The organism is Nocardioides aromaticivorans (genome assembly GCF_013408525.1).
Taxonomy (GTDB): Bacteria; Actinomycetota; Actinomycetes; order Propionibacteriales; family Nocardioidaceae; genus Nocardioides; species Nocardioides aromaticivorans.
The window spans coordinates 2,045,298-2,061,571 of sequence record NZ_JACBZM010000001.1; the positions used below are offsets into that span (position 1 = coordinate 2,045,298).

Here is a 16,274-nt window from a genome sequence, read left to right on the forward strand (position 1 = left end):
CCACCAGGAACCCGAGATGACCGATCCCACCGAGCCGGACGCCCCGGCCGACGCCGCCGACGCCGGCGACGCGCCCCTCGACCCGCAGGTCGAGGCGGCGGTCCGTCGTACCCTCGCGGCCGCGGGGGGCCCCGAGCCGATGCCCGCCGAGGTGACGGCGCGCCTCGACGGCGTCATCGAGGAGCTGGTCGCGGACAGGTCGGCGTCCGGCGCGACCGTCTCCCACCCCGAGAACCCCGGCATCGTCGTACCCCTCGACGCCGCGGCCCGGCGCCGCCGGGTCCGGGTCCGGGTGCTGCTCGGCGCCGCGGCGGCCGTGGTCGCCGTCGCAGCCGGCGCCGGGATCGTCAACAACGACCGGCAGGGCGACGGCAGCGACGCCGCGACCGCCAGCTCCGACGAGGCGCCCGCCCGCGACGCCGCGGGCTCGGCGGCTGACGACGACGCGCTGGGCGAGGCCCAGGACTTCGTCAGCGGCAACGCCGAGAAGGACGCCAGCGCGACGGCCGCGCCCGAGGCGTCCAGCGCGACGCCGCGCCGGGTGGTCACCGAGGAGCAGCTGCGCCGGGTCCGTCCGGACCACCTGCGCGAGGACCTGGTCGCGCTGCAGCACTACTCCCTGCCGCACCCGGCCGCCGCCGACTACGGCCGGGCGACCCTCACCGCCCCCGCCGACTTCATGTGCGAGACCGCCGACTTCGGCAGCGGCTACCTCGTCGGCGTCCTGTACGACGGCAAGCCGGCCGTGGTCGCGTTCCGGGAGCCGGTCGGGTCCAACCAGGCGGCCGAGGTGCTGGCGTGCGGCACCGGCGACGTCCTGCACTCGATGATCCTCGCCGCCAGCTGAACCATCCGCTGAGCCAGCCGCTGAACCATCCGCTGGGCGCGGTTCGCCCCCGGGAATGCCGGAGCCTACGATCGGGTTCAGCGAGTGCAGTCCTTCCACCCTGACAGGGAGTCCCATGACCGAGTCCACCGAGCCCCGCAACGTCATCGTCATCGGCTCCGGTCCCTCCGGCTACACCGCAGCGATCTACGCCGCGCGGGCGCAGCTGAACCCGCTCGTCTTCGAGGGCTCGGTCACCGCCGGCGGTGCCCTGATGAACACCACCGAGGTCGAGAACTTCCCCGGCTTCCGCGACGGCATCCAGGGCCCGGCCCTGATGGACGAGATGCGCGCCCAGGCCGAGCGCTTCGGCGCCGAGCTCGTCGCCGACGACGTGGTCGAGGTCGACCTCACCGGTGACGTGAAGGTCGTCAAGACGGCCACCGACACCTACACCGCGCGGGCCGTGATCCTCTCCACCGGCTCCGGCTACCGCAAGCTCGACCTCCCCAACGAGGAGAAGCTGTCCGGCCGTGGCGTCTCGTACTGCGCCACCTGCGACGGCTTCTTCTTCCGCGAGCAGCACATCGCGGTCGTCGGCGGCGGCGACTCCGCCGTCGAGGAGGCCACCTTCCTGACCCGCTTCGGCTCGAAGGTCTCGCTGATCGTGCGCCGCGACGAGCTGCGCGCCTCCAAGATCATGCAGGAGCGGGCCTTCGCCGACCCGAAGCTGGAGATCGTCTGGAACTCCGTGGTCGAGTCGATCAACGGCGAGGACTCCCTCGAGTCGCTGACCCTGAAGGACACCGTCACCGGCGAGACCAGCGAGCTGCCCGCGACCGGCCTGTTCATCGCGATCGGGCACGAGCCGCGCTCCGAGCTGCTGACCGGCCAGGTCGACCTCGACGACAACGGCTACGTCCTGGTCCAGCCAGGCTCGACCGCGACCAACGTCCCCGGCGTCTTCGCCGCCGGCGACCTGGTCGACCACACCTACCGCCAGGCGATCACCGCCGCGGGCACCGGCTGCGCCGCCGCCCTCGACGCGGAGCGCTACATCGCCGCGCTCGACCACGCCGCCGCGACCGCCGGCAACGCCCTCGCCGGGAATGCCAGCGCGGGCGCGTAGGTTCCACCAACAGACTTCACGTTCACCGATACCGAAGGGGTGCCCCCAGTGGCCGACAACATCTCCGCCGTGACCGACGCCGAGTTCGACGCGCAGGTCCTCAAGTCCGACAAGCCCGTCCTCGTGGACTTCTGGGCCGAGTGGTGCGGTCCGTGCCGCCAGGTCGCCCCGATCCTCGACGAGATCGCCGGCGCCCACGGCGACAAGATCACGTTCTACAAGCTGAACGTCGACGAGAACCCGGTCACCCCGGCGTCGTACCGGGTCACCGGCATCCCGACGATCAACGTCTACCAGGGCGGCGAGGTCGTGAAGACCATCGTCGGCGCCCGCCCGAAGGCCGCGATCCTCAAGGAGCTCTCCGAGTTCATCGACGCCTGACGTCGCAGCGGAGCCCCCGGTCCCCCTAGGACCGGGGGCTTCGTGCTTCCCGGGGCACCGGTGCGGGAGCGTGCTTCGGGCGTCGTACGACGCCGATGAGCCGCTCCCACGCGGCCTCCATCTCGCCCCGCCAGGTCACCAGCGAGCGCATCTCCATCCGCATCCGCGGCGTGCGAGGGTGCGCCCGGTGCGTCTTGAAGCCGACCCGGGCCAGGAAGTCCGCCGGTACGACGCACTCCGCGTGGCTGCCCGGCGACATGCGACCGGTCCGGGCGAACGCCTCGACCGCCCGGATGTCCCCGCGTCCGACGAGATCGCGCGCCATCCCCTGCACGAGCAGGCGGCCCAGCCCGCCGCCGGCGTGGTCGGGGCGGATCCACGCGGTGGTGAGCAGCACCGCGTCGGGGGAGACCGGGGCGGTGGGGAAGGCGGCGGCACCCGGCACGAACGCGGCCGGGGCGTAGACGAGGTAGCCGACCGGCTCGCCGTCGACGACCGCGACCCGCCCGCACGAGCCCCACTCGCGCAGCACCTCGGAGACCCAGGCCTCCTTCTCGCGGGCCCGCTCGGCGGGCGAGAGCCCGTCACGGTGCACCGGGTCGCGCTCCCAGAACAGGCAGGTCCGGCACGGCGCGTCGAGGGCGTCGAGCAGGTCGAGGGTCAGCGGCACGGTGGTGCGGGCCACGTCTCCAACAGTAGGCGTCGCCGCCCTGAAATGGGGTGGCGGGGACCTGCGAGAATGGGGCTCGTGCGCAAGATCAGCCAGAGCAGGAAGCTCCGCAACGTCCGGTACGACGTCCGGGGACCCATCCTCGTCGAGGCCCAGCGCCTCGAGGCCGAGGGCCACAAGATCCTCAAGCTGAACATCGGCAACCCCGCACCGTTCGGCTTCGAGGCGCCCGAGGCGATCGTCGCCGACATGGTGCACAACCTGCCCGACGCGCAGGGCTACAGCGACTCCCGTGGCATCTACTCCGCGCGCACCGCGGTCGCGCAGTACTACCAGTCGCGCGGCCTCAAGGACACGGCCGTCGAGGACGTCTTCATCGGCAACGGCGTCTCCGAGATGATCTCCATGGTCCTCACCGCCTTCCTCGACGACGGCAACGAGATCCTGGTGCCGGCGCCCGACTACCCGCTGTGGACCGGCGCGGTGTCGCTGTCCGGCGGCACCCCCGTGCACTACCGGTGCGACGAGGACAACGGCTGGATGCCGGACCTCGAGGACATCGAGTCGAAGATCACCGAGAACACCCACGGCCTGGTGATCATCAACCCGAACAACCCCACCGGCGCGGTCTACAGCAAGGAGATGGTCGCCAAGCTGGTCGACATCGCCCGCCGCCACGACCTGGTCGTGTTCGCCGACGAGATCTACGAGAAGATCCTCTTCGACGACGCGGTCCACCACCACGCGGCGGCCGCGGCCGGCAACGACGTCCTCTGCCTGACCTTCAGCGGCCTGTCCAAGGCCTACCGGGTCTGCGGCTACCGCGCCGGCTGGGTCATGGTGTCCGGCCCCAAGGAGCTCGCCGAGGACTTCCTCGAGGGGCTCACCCTGCTCTCCAACATGCGCATGTGCGCCAACGTGCCGGCACAGCACGCGATCCAGACCGCGCTCGGCGGCTACCAGTCGATCAACGAGCTGATCGTGCCCGGCGGGCGCTTCTACGAGCAGGCGATGCTGGCCGACCGGCTGCTCAACGAGATCCCCGGCGTGACCTCGGTGCGCCCGCGCGGCGCGCTCTACTGCTTCCCGCGGCTCGACCCGGAGGTCTACCCGATCGACGACGACGAGCAGTTCGTGATCGAGCTGCTGCGGGCGAAGAAGATCCTGGTCACCCACGGCACCGGCTTCAACTGGTTCGCCCCCGACCACTTCCGGCTCGTGACGCTCCCGGACGTCGACGTACTCGAGGAGGCGATCGGGCGGATCGCGGAGTTCCTCGCCACCCGACGCTGAGGGCAGCCGACATTTTTGTTCGCTCGGAGTAGCTTTTCCGGGCACTTCTGCGCGACAGGCAGTCGCGCTTTCCCGGGTCGGGCTGTCAGACTCCACCGGTGCTCGACATCACGTACCCGCCTGTCATCGTCACCGCCAAGATGCTGTTCAAGCTCATGCGCCAGCGGGTGGTGGTCTCCGGGTCGGAGTCGATCCCACGCAAGGGCGGCGCGCTGCTCGCGATCAACCACACCGGCTACATCGACTTCATCTACGCCGGTGCCGGCGCCGAGCCGCAGAAGCGCCTGGTCCGGTTCATGATCAAGAAGGAGATGATGGACAAGCCCGGTGTGGGCCACCTCCTGCGCTCCTTCCACCACATCCGCGTCGACCGCGGCTCGGGGCTGCAGTCGATGAAGGACGCGCTGGCCTATCTCAAGGCCGGCGAGGTGGTCGGGATCTACCCCGAGGCCACCATCTCCCGCTCCTTCGAGATCAAGGAGCTCAAGTCCGGCGCCGCGCGGATCGCCGCCGACGCCGGCGTCCCGCTCATCCCGGTCATCGTCTGGGGTGCCCACCGGCTGATGACCAAGGACCACGAGAAGGACTTCTCGCGCTCGCCCAAGACCATCGTCGTCAAGGTGGGGGAGCCGCTGCACCCGACCGGCGAGGACATCGCCGCCGAGACCGCCGAGCTGCGTGCGGCGATGCAGCGGATGCTCGACGAGGTCATCGCCGAGTACCCCGACGCCGAGAAGGAGCCGGGCTCCTGGTGGACGCCCGCCCGCTTCGGCGGCTCGGCGCCGACACCGGAGAAGGCCGACGAGATGGACAAGGCCGAGCTGCGCGAGCGGGCGGCGAGGCGCGCTGCCCGGGCCGCCGAGAAGAAGGCCGGGAAGTAGGACGCCTGAGCGCGCGGCTCAGCCCTCGGTGAACCACCGCGGGCTCTGCGCGATCTCCAGCGCCCTCGCCGCGGAGAGCGGGGGCAGCTCCCGGAGCGGCCCGCCGGTCTTCTCGCCGGGCGTGTTGTAGGTGTCGACCTGGATCGCCCAGCCGTCGTCGGTGAACAGGGTGACCACCAGCTCCTTGTACGTGTCGGGCATCCCGGCTCCCTGGGACGGCCAGCCGGCCTCGTACGCGCCGCCGGCGACGGACGTGCACTCGACGGGCGGGAACACCCGGTAGGCCCCGGCACAGGCCTCCTGGGCGGTGGTGGCGACCCGCTGGCCCGGGTCCTCCTCGCTGGTCGGCCCGGGCTCGGCGACGCCGACCGCGGAGTACCCGTCCCAGCGCTGGATCGTGATCGAGGTGCCCATGCCGTCCAGCAGGAGGTCGATCCGCCGGCCCTCGCGGGTCGTGTCGGCCAGGTGCCCCGTCACCCCGGTCGAGACGTGCTCCACCTCGGCGCCGGTGACCGTGCCGCTGCTCGCGAGCAGCTCCTGCACGGCCGCCACCAGCCGGGCGTCGCCGACGATGCCGCGGTCGGTCGGGATCTCGGGTCCACCGGGCACCTCGGTCTCCGAGCCGGGGTCGTAGCTGGTCGGGCCGTCCGCGGGCGCGCTGGTGGGGGAGCCCGGCTGGGTGGCGAGCGGGTCCTCGCCGCGCACCGTGTCGCCACCGCCCGCGATCAGGACGACGAGCCCGGCGACGGCGGCCGCGGCCACCCCGGCGGTCGTGGTGACGGCGAGGTGACGGCGGCGACGCCTGCGGGCGCCCCCGTGGATGCTGTCGGCGATGATCCGGTCCGCGCTCGACGGGTCGAACGGCTCCGTCGCGCGCTGGAGCAGGTCGGTGAGTCCGTGGTCGGTCATGGCGTGGTCCCTTCGGTGACGAGGTCGGGGAAGGGCAGGTCGAGCACCGCTCGCAGCTTTCGCAGGGCCCGCATCAGGCGCGCCCGTACGGCGACGTCGGTCATCCCCAAGCGCAGCGCGACCTCGGCGGTCGGCACGTCGTCGACGTGCCGCAGCACGACGATCACCCGGTCCAGCGGCTCGAGTCCGGCGAGGGCGTCGAGCAGCGTGAGCCGGAGGGCGTCGTCCGGAGCCGGGACCGGGTGCTCCGGCAGCCGGTCCATCGGACGCTCGTGGGTGCTGCGTCGCCGCTGCTGGCTGATCCAGGTGCGGGTCAACGTGGTCTGGGCATACGCAGCTGGGTTGTCGATCGTCGTACTCCACCGGGCGTAGACGCGGGCCAGGGTCTCCTGGACCAGGTCCTCGGCACGGTGGCGGTCGGCGCACAGCAGGGACGCGGTGCGGTAGAGGTCGGGCATGGCGGTGCGTGCGAAGTCGCTGAACTCCGCCGCCCGCTCTCGTCCGCGCCGTCCCATGGTGCTTCCTCCTGTCCTCATCCTCCTCGACGCACGGGGGACTGTCGCCGTGACAGGTGGCCGCCATGTCGTCCTCTCGACATGTCGCTTTGTCGTCTTGTCGACAAGTCGATGTCGGCGAGGCCCACCACGTCTCCGTCGCCGACATAGGCTCAGGGCATGCGCACGCAGCTCGGGGCGGTCGCCGCCCTCACCCTCGCCGGACTCGTGCTCGTGCCCGCTCCGTCGGACGCCGCCTCCACGTGCGCGGGGAAGCGGGTGACCATCCATGGCACTGCCGGAGGCGACGTCATCCGGGGAACCTCCCGGGCCGACGTCATCGACGGTGGTGGCGGCAACGACGTGATCAACGGGCTCGGTGGCAACGACACCATCTGCGGCGGCGAGGGGGCTGACGACCTCCGCGGCAATGCGGGCAACGACCGGTTGTACGGCGGCATCGACGAGGTCTACGTGGACGGGTCCGACCAGACCTGGCACGTCGGCGACAAGCTGCGCGGCGGGGCCGGCGACGACACCCTCGTGCCCGGTGTCGACCCGCGGGACGAGCTGCACAACGCGGACAAGGTGCTCTACGACACCGCGCCGCGGGGCGTCTCGGTGAACCTCGCGACCGGGACGGCCGCCGGCGACGGCTCGGACCGTCTGGTGTTCAACACGCGCCCAGGACTCGTCGGGAGCGCGTACGCCGACCGGCTGGTCGGAACGGACGACCGCGACTCCATCGCCGGTGGCCCGGGAGCCGACCGCATCTGGGGCGGTGGCGGCCGCGACCTGCTGTCCCCGGGGTCGGGCAACGACCAGGTGTGGGCCGGCGCGGACGACGACTGGGTGGAGGACTCCGGTGGCGACGACCGCCTCGTCGGCGGGACGGGCAACGACACCCTCACGGCAGAGGGCTACGGCCGGGACACGCTCGAGGGAGGCGACGGCGACGACCGCCTCACCGACACCGAGCCCTGCTGGGTCAGCAGCCAACCCGAGTACGACCGGCTCTACGGCCAGGCGGGCAACGACACCCTCGTCGACACCTACCTCCTGGGCAAGGCCTGCGGCGGCACCGGCTTGCTGGACGGCGGGTCGGGAGCCGACCAGACCGACGTCACGGCGCTGCCTCCGACAGGCTCCACGCAGAAGGTGGTCGTCTCCCTCACCGGCGCAGGCAGCGGGGTCGTCGAGAACGAGAGCGGCCGCGACCTGGCGACACTGGCATCGGTCGAGGTGATCGGACCGCGTGGCCTCGGCGCGACGGTGCACGGCTCGCCCGCCGCGGACTCGGTCGTGGCCGGCCTGCCGTTCTTCGATCCCGCGACCGACGACTTCATGCTGACGCCGCTCACCTTCGTCGCGGGTGCCGGCGACGACAACGTCCTGGTCCACCTCGACGGCACCGTCGTCGACGTCGACGGGCAGATCGGCACCGACTGCCTGAAGGGCACACCCGCTGCGTCCTCCACGCTCACGTCGGTCGAGCTGCAGCCCGCCGGTCCGGACACCTGCCCGGGGTGGCCCTTGCCCGCCTCCTGACGCACGACGTTTCCCGTGAAACATGCGCAACGCGAGGGAGACATGTTGCCAAAGTGACATGTCTCCATGTCGACAAAGCCGACGGCCCGGCTACCGTGTGGGGAGCCGGGCCGTCGTACGTCCGGGGCGGGACCGCTCAGATGATCCTGTCGTTGCGGTTGCGCGGGTCGATGAGGTCGACGATGCGCTGCAGGTCGCCGGTGTTGGCGAACTCGATGCTGATCCTCCCCTTGGCCTTGCCGAGGTCGATCTTCACCCGCGTCTCCAGCCGGTCACCCAGGCGCTCCGACAGCTCGGCCAGGCCGGGGGCCTTCGGCTTCGGACGCGTGGTGCGCTTCGGCGTACCAGTGTCGTCGCCCACCGCGACGATCTCCTCCAGGCCCCGCACCGAGATGCCCTCGGCCACCACCCGCTGGGCGAGGCGGTCCTGCTGGTCGGCGTCGGGCACGCCGAGGAGCGCTCGCGCGTGGCCGGCGGACAGCACGCCCGCGGCCACCCGGCGCTGCACGGCGGGGGTGAGCTTCAGCAGGCGAAGGGTGTTGCTGATCTGGGGGCGCGAGCGGCCGATCCGCTGGGCCAGCTCGTCGTGCGTGCAGGAGAAGTCCTCGAGCAGCTGCTGGTACGCCGCCGCCTCCTCGAGCGGGTTGAGGTTGCTGCGGTGCAGGTTCTCCAGGAGCGCGTCCCGGAGCATGTCGGTGTCCTCGGTCTCGCGCACGATCGCGGGGATCGTGGTGAGGCCGGCGGCCTGGGTGGCGCGCCAGCGGCGCTCGCCCATGACCAGCTCGTAGGCATCCGGGGCCGTCTTGCGGACGACGACGGGCTGGAGGAGGCCGATCTCCTTGATCGAGTGGACCAGTTCGGCCATCGCCTCCTCGTCGAAGACGGTCCGCGGGTTCACCGCGTTGGGCCGGATCTGCTCGACGGGCAGCTCGGCGAAGAAGGCGCCCTCGACGGGCGCCAGAGCCGAATCCGCCGTCTGCGGGCCGCTCGTGGTGTCCGTGGACCTGAGGTCCACCGACGCGCTGGAAGGCGCTCCTGCGGCAAGGTCCGAATTCTGGGCGTCCGGGTTGACAACCACGTCCGTCGCCGGGGCATTTCCGGGCGCCGGGGGAGCGGCGGGCGGGGCCGTCGGGATCAGCGATCCGAGGCCCCGGCCGAGGCCCCGACGGGGCGCGTTCGCGTTCACAGGGCGGCTCCTCGGGTGACGATCTCGCGGGCTGCCTCGAGGTAGCTGAGGGCGCCCGGCGAGCCCGGGTCGTAGGTCATCACGGTCTGCCCGTACGACGGCGCCTCGGACACGCGCACCGAGCGCGGGATGGCCGTCTTGAGGACCTGGTCGCCGAAGTGCTCGCGCACCTCCTGGGCCACGCCCGCAGCCAGGCGCGTCCGGGCGTCGTACATGGTGAGCACGATGGTGGAGACGGCCAGCTCCGGGTTGAGGTGCGCGCGCACCATGTCGACCGTGGCGAGCAGCTGACCGAGCCCCTCGAGGGCGTAGTACTCGGCCTGGATCGGGATCAGCATCTCCGCGCCCGCGACGAGCGCGTTCAGGGTCAGCAGGCCGAGCGAGGGCGGGCAGTCGATGAAGACGTAGTCGAAGCGCTCCTCGCCGATGTCGGCGGCGGTGCCGACCCGGGGGTGCGCGTCGATGGCCTTCTTCAGCCGCTGCTCGCGGGCGACGACGCTGACCAGCTCGATCTCCGCACCGGCCAGGTCGATGGTCGCGGGGACCACCCAGAGACCGGCGGCGTCGGGGCAGGGCTGCGCGATGTCGACGATCGCGAGGCCGTCGACGAGGAGCTCGTACGTCGACGGGGTGCCCTGCCGGTGCTCGATGTTGAGCGCCGTGGAGGCGTTGCCCTGCGGGTCGAGGTCGATGACCAGGACGCGCTGCCCGAGCTGGGTGAGGGCCGCGGCGAGGTTGACCGTCGACGTGGTCTTGCCGACGCCACCCTTCTGGTTGGCGACGACGAAGACGCGGGTCTCCGAGGGTCGGCCCAGCTGCTCCTGGGGGATGCCGGCGCGCACCATCACCGTGGCCTGCGCGGCCCGGGCGAGGGGGGTCTGGTCATCCTCGAAGCCGGCGTTGCGCTCGGCGAGCTGCGCGGCGGTCAGGACGCCCGTACTGGTCACCGTGCCCGTTTCACGTGAAACGGGCGACTCCTCCGAGGAGCCGGTTTCACGTGAAACGTCGTCATCCCCACGCAGCGCGCGCTGCAGGCTTGCCTGTGGATAACCGGGCTCAGTCTGTGGATGCTCACGCTCAGCACCCCCACCCCCATCGGTGGAAAACCCGCCAGGGGCCTCGGCGTCGGTCACGACTTCCTCCTCTTGTTCCTGCCGCGGGAAGGACGTGATGCCCGAACATCACGCTGCGGCCGGGACGGCAACGATACGCGGGCCGGGTCGGCCCACGTCACCCGCACGACGCGGATCGGACTCACGTCGGGGACAGCATCGGCCCCGCCGCCCCACGTCTCGATGACCGGAGCGGCACATCCCAGTCGGGCGAGGACGGGAGCCGCCGCCTCGACCTCCTCGGGTGCCGAGCTCCCCTTCATCGCGACGAGGGCGCCGTGCGGGGCGACGAGGGGCATCGACCACTCCAGCAGGCGGTCGAGCGGGGCGACGGCTCGGGAAGTGACGACGTCGAAGTCGGAGGTGCCGTGGAGCGCGTCGGCACGGCCGCGGACGACCACCACGTTGGTGAGGCCGAGGGAGGCGACAGCCTCCTCCAGGAAGGTCGTACGACGCAGCAGCGGCTCGACCAGGGTGATCGTGATGTCCGGTCGGGCGATGGCCAGCACGAGGCCGGGCAGGCCGGCGCCGGAGCCGATGTCGGCCACCCGGGCGTCCAAAGGCAGGGCGGGCGCCATCAGGGCGCAGTTGAGGACGTGGCGCTCCCACAGGCGGGGCGCTTCACGAGGGCCGATGAGGCCACGGACGACCCCGTCGGTGGCCAGGAGCTCGGCGTACGCCACGGCTGCGTCGACCCGGGAGGCGGGGAACAGCGCGGTGACGGCCGGCGGGGGAGGGGGGAGCTCGACAGTCATCTGGTGCTTCCCCCTGGTGGTCGTGCGGTGATGGACGGAGAACTGACGCGCCCCCGGTGTTTCACGTGAAACACCGAGGGCGCGGTCGTGGAACGGATCAGGCGTCGGCCGGCAGTACGACGACGTAGCGCCGCGGCTCCACGCCCGCCGACTCCGAGCGCAGGCCAGCGGCCGCGACGGCGTCGTGGACGATCTTGCGCTCGAAGGGCGACATCGGCTCGAGCGAGACCGGCTCGCCCGACTCGGCGACCCGGGCGGCCGTGTCGGCGCCCAGCTGCGAGAGGCGGGTGCGCTTGTCCGCACGGAAGCCGGACACATCCAGCATCAGTCGCGAGCGCTCGCCGGTCTCGCGGTAGACCGCGAGGCGGGTCAGCTCCTGCAGGGCCTCGAGGACCTTGCCGTCCTGCCCGACCAGCTGGCTGAGGTCGGCACCCACGATCGACACGGCGGCGCGGTCGGCCTCCACGTCGATGTCCAGGTCGCCGTCCAGGTCGGCGATGTCGAGGAGCTCCTCCAGGTAGTCCGCGGCGATGTCGCCCTCCTGCTCGAGGCGGGCCACCTTGTCGTTGTCGGCGGCCGGGGCCGCGGCCTCGTCCTCCTCGGTCGACTCCACGGCACCCGCGTCGGCGGCGGTCTCGTCGGTCACGACCTCGGTCTCGATCTCGGCGCTCACTTGCTGTCTCCCTCGTTCGTCTCAGGCTCCGTGCCGTCCTGGGCCTCGTACTTCTCCCAGTCGGCGGACTTGTTCTTGGCGCCCGGGGCGCCGGGCTTGGGGGCGGTCTTGCGCTGCGAGCGCGTCTGCCGCTTCGGCTGCTGGCGGGTGGCCGGGCGCCGGTCGGTCGTGGTCGTCGTACCCTCGGCGACGGTCTCGGCCTCCGGCGCGTGGCCGTGGCGCAGGGCCTTCGCCCGGTCGCGGTCCTGCTTGGCCTTGAAGGCCGGCGTGCCGGGCGCGGGGTTGTTGCGGATCACGTAGAACTGCTGGCCCATGGTCCACAGGTTCGAGGTCGTCCAGTAGAGGAGGACACCGATCGGGAACGCGACACCACCGAGGCCGAAGGCCACCGGGAGGATGTAGAGCAGCATCTTCTGCTGCTGGGCGTACGGGCCGCTCATCGCCTCGGCCGGCATGTTCTTGGCCATCAGCTGGCGCTGGGTGGTGAAGGTGGTCGCCGTCATCGCGAGCACCAGGAACGCCGCCACGAGCATGACGCCGGTGTGCGGGTCCTCGCCCCAGGTGCGCGACTGCCAGAACGAGCCGTTGATCGGGAGCACGCCGAAGATCTCGGACTCACCGAACTGGTGCGCCTTCTCCTTGGTCAGGAAGCCGTGCGCCTTGTCGCTCTTGGCCGCCTGCGAGAGCAGCCGGAAGAGGGCGAAGAAGATCGGCATCTGCAGCAGGATCGGCAGGCAGGACGCGAACGGGTTGGTGCCCGCCTCGCGGTAGAGCTTCATGGTCTCTTCGGCCAGCTTGTTGCGGTCGTGGCCGTACTTCTTCTGCAGCTCCTTCACCTTGGGCTGCAGCAGCTGCATGTTGCGGCTGGACTTGATCTGCTTGACGAACAGCGGGATCAGGGCAGCGCGGATGACCAGCGTGAGCCCGATGATCGAGAGGGCCCAGGACAGGCCGCCGTCAGCGTCGAGGCCGAGCACCGTGAACAGCTTGTGCCACCCGAGCAGCACCGCCGAGATGATGTAGTACAGCGGCACCATGATGAAGTGGCCGATGTCGCCGATGAAACCCACGAGTCAGGCTCCTAGTTGGGAGTCGGAACCGCCGGCGGTCGCCGGCAGGAGTGCGGAGTCGCTCCGGGCCGGGGCCTCGGTGCGGGCGGGGGAGTGGTCGTGCCGGGGCGGCACGTGGTCGACCCCGCCGGGCGACCAGGGGTGGCAGCGCAGCAGACGCCGTGCGGCGAGCCAGCTGCCCTTGATCGCACCGTGCACCCGCAGCGCCTCGACGGCGTACGCGGAGCAGGAGGGGTAGTACCGGCAGGTCGGGCCCAGGTACGGGCTGATCACCAGCTGGTAGCCGCGCACCAGCCCGATCAGCAGCCACTTCATCGGGCCTCCCCGGGCTGGACGACGCGCTCGGTCACGCGTTGCAGACAACGCTCGAGGTCCGCCACCAGTTCCGTGTACGACGCCAGGGCGGCCGCCGGCTGGGCGCGGACCACGAGCAGCGAGCCCGGAGGCAGCACCGCGAGTCGTTCGCGCACCGCGTGCCGCAGCCGCCGCTTGGTGCGGTTGCGCACGACGGCGTTGCCGACGGCCTTGCTCACGACGAAGCCGACCCGCGCTGCGGGCAGCGCCGGGCCTGCTGGGGAAGGGGTTCCGGACATGCCGACGACCTGTTGCTCCTGGGGGAGCAACAGGTGCGTGACGACGGTGCGGGCACCGGCTCGATGGCCCCGTCGGCTGGCGGCCCGGAATCCTTCTGGGTCCGTCAGCCGGTTGCCGGCGGCGAGCATCGGTCAGCCCCGCGGGTTCCGCTGAGCGGACACCCCCGGACCTGCCCGGCCTCAGACAGCGAGGCTCGAGCGGCCCTTCCGGCGGCGGTTCGCCAGGATCGCGCGGCCCGCGCGGGTGCGCATCCGCAGTCGGAAGCCGTGCGTCTTGTGACGACGACGGTTGTTCGGCTGGTACGTCCGCTTGCTCACGAATCGGCCTCTCAGGTGCAGGATCGGGAAGGGTCGCGCGGCAGCCTGCGAGCGACTCCGATCAGGAGCCGTGAGGCACGTCGGCCGGCACCGCGCAGCCACGAGGTCCGATCCCAGCAGCTGCTGCGCACCTGCGAGGAGGGATGATTCGTGGACATGCGGCACCGGTCGACCCCGGTTGACCAATCAACGGTACGCGGAGGCCGGATCGGGGGTCAAACCGGCGCGCCTCCCCGTCGTACCGGCCCGCGGGCCAGATGATCCGCGCCCGCGAGTGCCGACCACGGTGCATCGATTTCCGCAGGTGCCTGCGAAACCTGTGGATAGCGGGTTGATCCACAGGCCGGTCGCCCGTTAGGTTCGACTACTCCGGGTTTCCCCGCCGGTCCCGAAAGTCCCCGACGACCTCACTCGTCAGCCGTGCCACTGTCACCGTCTCGGTGCCTCTGACCTGCGCAAACGAGGTCTGATGGATGGTTCGGGCGGCCTCGGTCGAGCATCGTCACGTCGATGATGCAATTGTTCACAACCTGTGGACAAAGTTGTGGAGCCAGACCGGGCCCCGACCACAGACAGACAACAGCGAGAGGTGTGAGGCGTGACCGGCAACCCCGATCAGCCCCCGAACCCGACCACCGACGGCAGCGCCCCCGAGGCGCCCATCGCCCGCCTCGAGCGGGAGTGGGCCGCCGTCGTCGGCGACCTGCAGGCCCACCAGCGGGCCTGGCTCCAGGCCAGCAAGCCGGTGACCCTGCACGGCACCACCGCGATCGTGGCCGTGCCCGACGACTTCACCCGCAAGCGTCTGGAGGGCCGGCTGCGCGGCCAGCTCGAGGACACCCTCACCGAGCGCTTCGGCCACGAGGTCCAGCTCGCGGTCACCGTCGACAGCTCGCTGCAGCACGAGCCGGTCACCGAGCCGGGCTTCCCCGCGGAGCGCTACGACGACGGTCCCTCCTACGAGCAGCCCTCCTTCGAGCAGCCGGCACCGGTCGACCTCGCGAATGTCGACATGCCGACAAGTCCCCAGATCGATTCGTCGACGTACGACGCCCCGCGCACCGCACCCGCCTTCGACGACGGCTACGCGAGCGCCGACCACCCGGCCGTGCTGCCCGCGCCCGGTGCCAGCCCGCCGGCGAGCGGTGAGTCGCGGCTCAACCCGAAGTACACCTTCGAGACCTTCGTCATCGGCTCCTCCAACCGCTTCCCCCACGCCGCCGCCGTCGCGGTGAGCGAGGCGCCCGGCCGCAGCTACAACCCGCTGCTGGTCTACGGCGAGTCCGGCCTGGGCAAGACGCACCTCCTGCACGCGATCGGCCACTACGTGCGCACGATCTACGCCGGCTCCAAGGTGCGCTACGTCTCCAGCGAGGAGTTCACCAACGAGTTCATCAACGCGATCCGCGACGACCGGCAGGACCGGTTCAAGCGGAAGTACCGCGAGGTGGACGTGCTCCTCATCGACGACATCCAGTTCCTGGCGGGCAAGACCCAGACCCAGGAGGAGTTCTTCCACACGTTCAACACCCTCCACAACGCCAACAAGCAGATCGTGCTGACGTCCGACCGTCCGCCCAAGCTGCTCGAGGCGCTGGAGGACCGGCTGCGCAACCGGTTCGAGTGGGGCCTGATCACCGACGTGCAGGCGCCGGACCTCGAGACCCGGATCGCGATCCTGCGCAAGAAGGCCGCGATGGACCGCCTCACGGCGCCGTCCGACGTGCTCGAGTTCATCGCCAGCAAGATCCAGACCAACATCCGCGAGCTGGAGGGCGCCCTGATCAGGGTGACCGCCTTCGCCAACCTCAACCGCCAGGACGTCGACATGACCCTGGCCGAGATCGTGCTGAAGGACCTGATCCCCGAGGGCGGCGAGCCGGAGATCACCGCGCCGCTGATCATCGCGCAGACGGCGGCGTACTTCGGGCTCTCGATCGAGGAGCTCACCGGCCCGAGCCGCGGTCGCCACCTGGTGATGGCCCGGCAGATCGCGATGTACCTGTGCCGCGAGCTCACCGGGCTCTCGCTGCCGAAGATCGGCGCGCAGTTCGGCAACCGCGACCACACGACGGTCATGTACGCCGAGCGGAAGATCAACCAGCTGCTCGGTGAGCGCCGCGCCGTCTTCAACCAGGTCAGCGAGCTCACCAACCGCGTGAAGATGCAGGCCCGGCAGGCCTGAGGGCCACGGATTCCTGTCGTTCGAGCCTGTGGACAACCACGTCCGAATTGTGCGAACTACACGGGGAGGATTCCGTGGAGTCCACAGGCCGGTGCTCCACACGACGCCGGTCATCCCCACGAGCGTGTAGTTCGTCCCGGGCTCTCCCCACAGGTCATCCACCGGCCCCACGGCCGCTGACCTGCGCAAACGGTGGTTCTCCACAGTTTCCACCGAACCTATGACCACTCCCTACCGACGTACGGATCGAT

At 71.0% G+C, this 16,274-nt stretch carries 18 protein-coding genes; 7 read left to right on the forward strand and 11 right to left on the reverse strand.

Going from position 1 to position 16,274, the window contains the following annotated elements; translation table 11 throughout:
• The first annotated feature begins 16 nt into the window (after positions 1 to 16).
• The 3 genes from BJ993_RS09615 (at position 17) to trxA (ending at position 2,336) form a co-directional block, all read left to right on the forward strand.
• The gene (locus BJ993_RS09615) at positions 17 to 847 is read left to right on the forward strand and encodes a hypothetical protein (RefSeq protein ID WP_179648583.1); all 831 of its coding nucleotides are present in this window, start codon (positions 17 to 19) and stop codon (positions 845 to 847) included.
• A 115-nt stretch (positions 848 to 962) separates the two neighbouring features.
• On the forward strand, positions 963 to 1,955 hold the full coding sequence (gene trxB, locus BJ993_RS09620) for a thioredoxin-disulfide reductase (RefSeq protein ID WP_036543873.1): 993 nt from the start codon (positions 963 to 965) through the stop codon (positions 1,953 to 1,955).
• Positions 1,956 to 2,003: 48 nt separating this feature from the next.
• Positions 2,004 to 2,336: a thioredoxin gene (gene trxA, locus BJ993_RS09625; protein ID WP_036543871.1), complete on the forward strand. Its 333-nt coding sequence runs from the start codon at positions 2,004 to 2,006 to the stop codon at positions 2,334 to 2,336.
• 25 nt (positions 2,337 to 2,361) lie between these two features.
• On the opposite strand, the gene BJ993_RS09630 is transcribed toward trxA, so the two are convergent.
• Positions 2,362 to 3,021 carry a GNAT family N-acetyltransferase gene (locus tag BJ993_RS09630; RefSeq protein WP_179648584.1) on the reverse strand — a complete coding sequence of 220 codons (660 nt, stop codon included), beginning with the start codon at positions 3,019 to 3,021 and terminating at the stop codon, positions 2,362 to 2,364.
• A gap of 63 nt (positions 3,022 to 3,084) precedes the next feature.
• Here BJ993_RS09630 and BJ993_RS09635 point away from each other — a divergent pair, with 63 nt between their 5' ends.
• On the forward strand, positions 3,085 to 4,299 hold the full coding sequence (locus BJ993_RS09635; RefSeq protein WP_179648585.1) for a pyridoxal phosphate-dependent aminotransferase: 1,215 nt from the start codon (positions 3,085 to 3,087) through the stop codon (positions 4,297 to 4,299).
• Positions 4,300 to 4,397: 98 nt separating this feature from the next.
• Positions 4,398 to 5,180: a lysophospholipid acyltransferase family protein gene (locus BJ993_RS09640; RefSeq protein ID WP_179648586.1), complete on the forward strand. Its 783-nt coding sequence runs from the start codon at positions 4,398 to 4,400 to the stop codon at positions 5,178 to 5,180.
• Between the two features lie 18 nt (positions 5,181 to 5,198).
• On the opposite strand, the gene BJ993_RS09645 is transcribed toward BJ993_RS09640, so the two are convergent.
• Positions 5,199 to 6,089: a hypothetical protein gene (locus BJ993_RS09645; protein ID WP_179648587.1), complete on the reverse strand. Its 891-nt coding sequence runs from the start codon at positions 6,087 to 6,089 to the stop codon at positions 5,199 to 5,201.
• A complete protein-coding gene (locus tag BJ993_RS09650) occupies positions 6,086 to 6,604 on the reverse strand; it encodes a SigE family RNA polymerase sigma factor (protein WP_179648588.1) in 519 nt (172 codons plus the stop codon). The genes BJ993_RS09645 and BJ993_RS09650 overlap by 4 nt, the downstream gene beginning before the upstream one ends.
• A 159-nt stretch (positions 6,605 to 6,763) precedes the next feature.
• Here BJ993_RS09650 and BJ993_RS09655 point away from each other — a divergent pair, with 159 nt between their 5' ends.
• Positions 6,764 to 8,131, forward strand: coding sequence for a calcium-binding protein (locus BJ993_RS09655; RefSeq protein ID WP_179648589.1), 1,368 nt, complete (start codon positions 6,764 to 6,766; stop codon positions 8,129 to 8,131).
• Between the two features lie 136 nt (positions 8,132 to 8,267).
• Here the strand turns inward: BJ993_RS09655 and BJ993_RS09660 are convergent, their stop codons facing one another.
• The 8 genes from BJ993_RS09660 to rpmH form a co-directional block, all read right to left on the reverse strand.
• Complete coding sequence (locus BJ993_RS09660; RefSeq protein ID WP_308645532.1) at positions 8,268 to 9,146, reverse strand: ParB/RepB/Spo0J family partition protein; 879 nt, start codon at positions 9,144 to 9,146, stop codon at positions 8,268 to 8,270.
• 167 nt (positions 9,147 to 9,313) lie between these two features.
• The gene (locus BJ993_RS09665) at positions 9,314 to 10,264 is read right to left on the reverse strand and encodes a ParA family protein (RefSeq protein ID WP_373366947.1); all 951 of its coding nucleotides are present in this window, start codon (positions 10,262 to 10,264) and stop codon (positions 9,314 to 9,316) included.
• Positions 10,265 to 10,446: 182 nt separating this feature from the next.
• A complete protein-coding gene (gene rsmG / locus BJ993_RS09670) occupies positions 10,447 to 11,184 on the reverse strand; it encodes a 16S rRNA (guanine(527)-N(7))-methyltransferase RsmG (RefSeq protein ID WP_179648591.1) in 738 nt (245 codons plus the stop codon).
• A gap of 97 nt (positions 11,185 to 11,281) precedes the next feature.
• Entirely contained in the window at positions 11,282 to 11,857 is a 576-nt protein-coding gene (locus tag BJ993_RS09675; RefSeq protein ID WP_308645533.1) for a Jag family protein, read from the reverse strand.
• Positions 11,854 to 12,894 (reverse strand): membrane protein insertase YidC, encoded by a 1,041-nt coding sequence (gene yidC / locus BJ993_RS09680; protein WP_218865015.1) that lies wholly within the window; start codon positions 12,892 to 12,894, stop codon positions 11,854 to 11,856. The genes BJ993_RS09675 and yidC overlap by 4 nt, the downstream gene beginning before the upstream one ends.
• Before the next feature lie 36 nt (positions 12,895 to 12,930).
• Positions 12,931 to 13,242 (reverse strand): membrane protein insertion efficiency factor YidD, encoded by a 312-nt coding sequence (yidD, locus tag BJ993_RS09685; RefSeq protein WP_051932076.1) that lies wholly within the window; start codon positions 13,240 to 13,242, stop codon positions 12,931 to 12,933.
• On the reverse strand, positions 13,239 to 13,649 hold the full coding sequence (gene rnpA, locus BJ993_RS09690; protein WP_179648593.1) for a ribonuclease P protein component: 411 nt from the start codon (positions 13,647 to 13,649) through the stop codon (positions 13,239 to 13,241). The genes yidD and rnpA overlap by 4 nt, the downstream gene beginning before the upstream one ends.
• Before the next feature lie 51 nt (positions 13,650 to 13,700).
• Positions 13,701 to 13,838, reverse strand: a complete 138-nt coding sequence (gene rpmH / locus BJ993_RS09695; protein ID WP_036517902.1) for a 50S ribosomal protein L34 — start codon at positions 13,836 to 13,838, stop codon at positions 13,701 to 13,703.
• A 598-nt stretch (positions 13,839 to 14,436) separates the two neighbouring features.
• On the opposite strand from rpmH, the gene dnaA reads away from it, so the two are divergent.
• Positions 14,437 to 16,023 carry a chromosomal replication initiator protein DnaA gene (gene dnaA, locus BJ993_RS09700; protein WP_373366948.1) on the forward strand — a complete coding sequence of 529 codons (1,587 nt, stop codon included), beginning with the start codon at positions 14,437 to 14,439 and terminating at the stop codon, positions 16,021 to 16,023.
• Positions 16,024 to 16,274: the final 251 nt, after the last annotated feature.

Coding starts and splice junctions, on each gene's coding strand:
- BJ993_RS09615 (WP_179648583.1), top strand. CDS start 17: ATGACCGATCCCACCGAGCCGGACGCCCCGGCCGACGCCGCCGACGCC.
- trxB (WP_036543873.1), top strand. CDS start 963: ATGACCGAGTCCACCGAGCCCCGCAACGTCATCGTCATCGGCTCCGGT.
- BJ993_RS09645 (WP_179648587.1), bottom strand. CDS start 6,089: ATGACCGACCACGGACTCACCGACCTGCTCCAGCGCGCGACGGAGCCG.
- BJ993_RS09650 (WP_179648588.1), bottom strand. CDS start 6,604: ATGGGACGGCGCGGACGAGAGCGGGCGGCGGAGTTCAGCGACTTCGCA.
- BJ993_RS09655 (WP_179648589.1), top strand. CDS start 6,764: ATGCGCACGCAGCTCGGGGCGGTCGCCGCCCTCACCCTCGCCGGACTC.
- rsmG (WP_179648591.1), bottom strand. CDS start 11,184: ATGACTGTCGAGCTCCCCCCTCCCCCGCCGGCCGTCACCGCGCTGTTC.
- yidC (WP_218865015.1), bottom strand. CDS start 12,894: ATGGTGCCGCTGTACTACATCATCTCGGCGGTGCTGCTCGGGTGGCAC.
- yidD (WP_051932076.1), bottom strand. CDS start 13,242: ATGAAGTGGCTGCTGATCGGGCTGGTGCGCGGCTACCAGCTGGTGATC.
- rnpA (WP_179648593.1), bottom strand. CDS start 13,649: ATGCTCGCCGCCGGCAACCGGCTGACGGACCCAGAAGGATTCCGGGCC.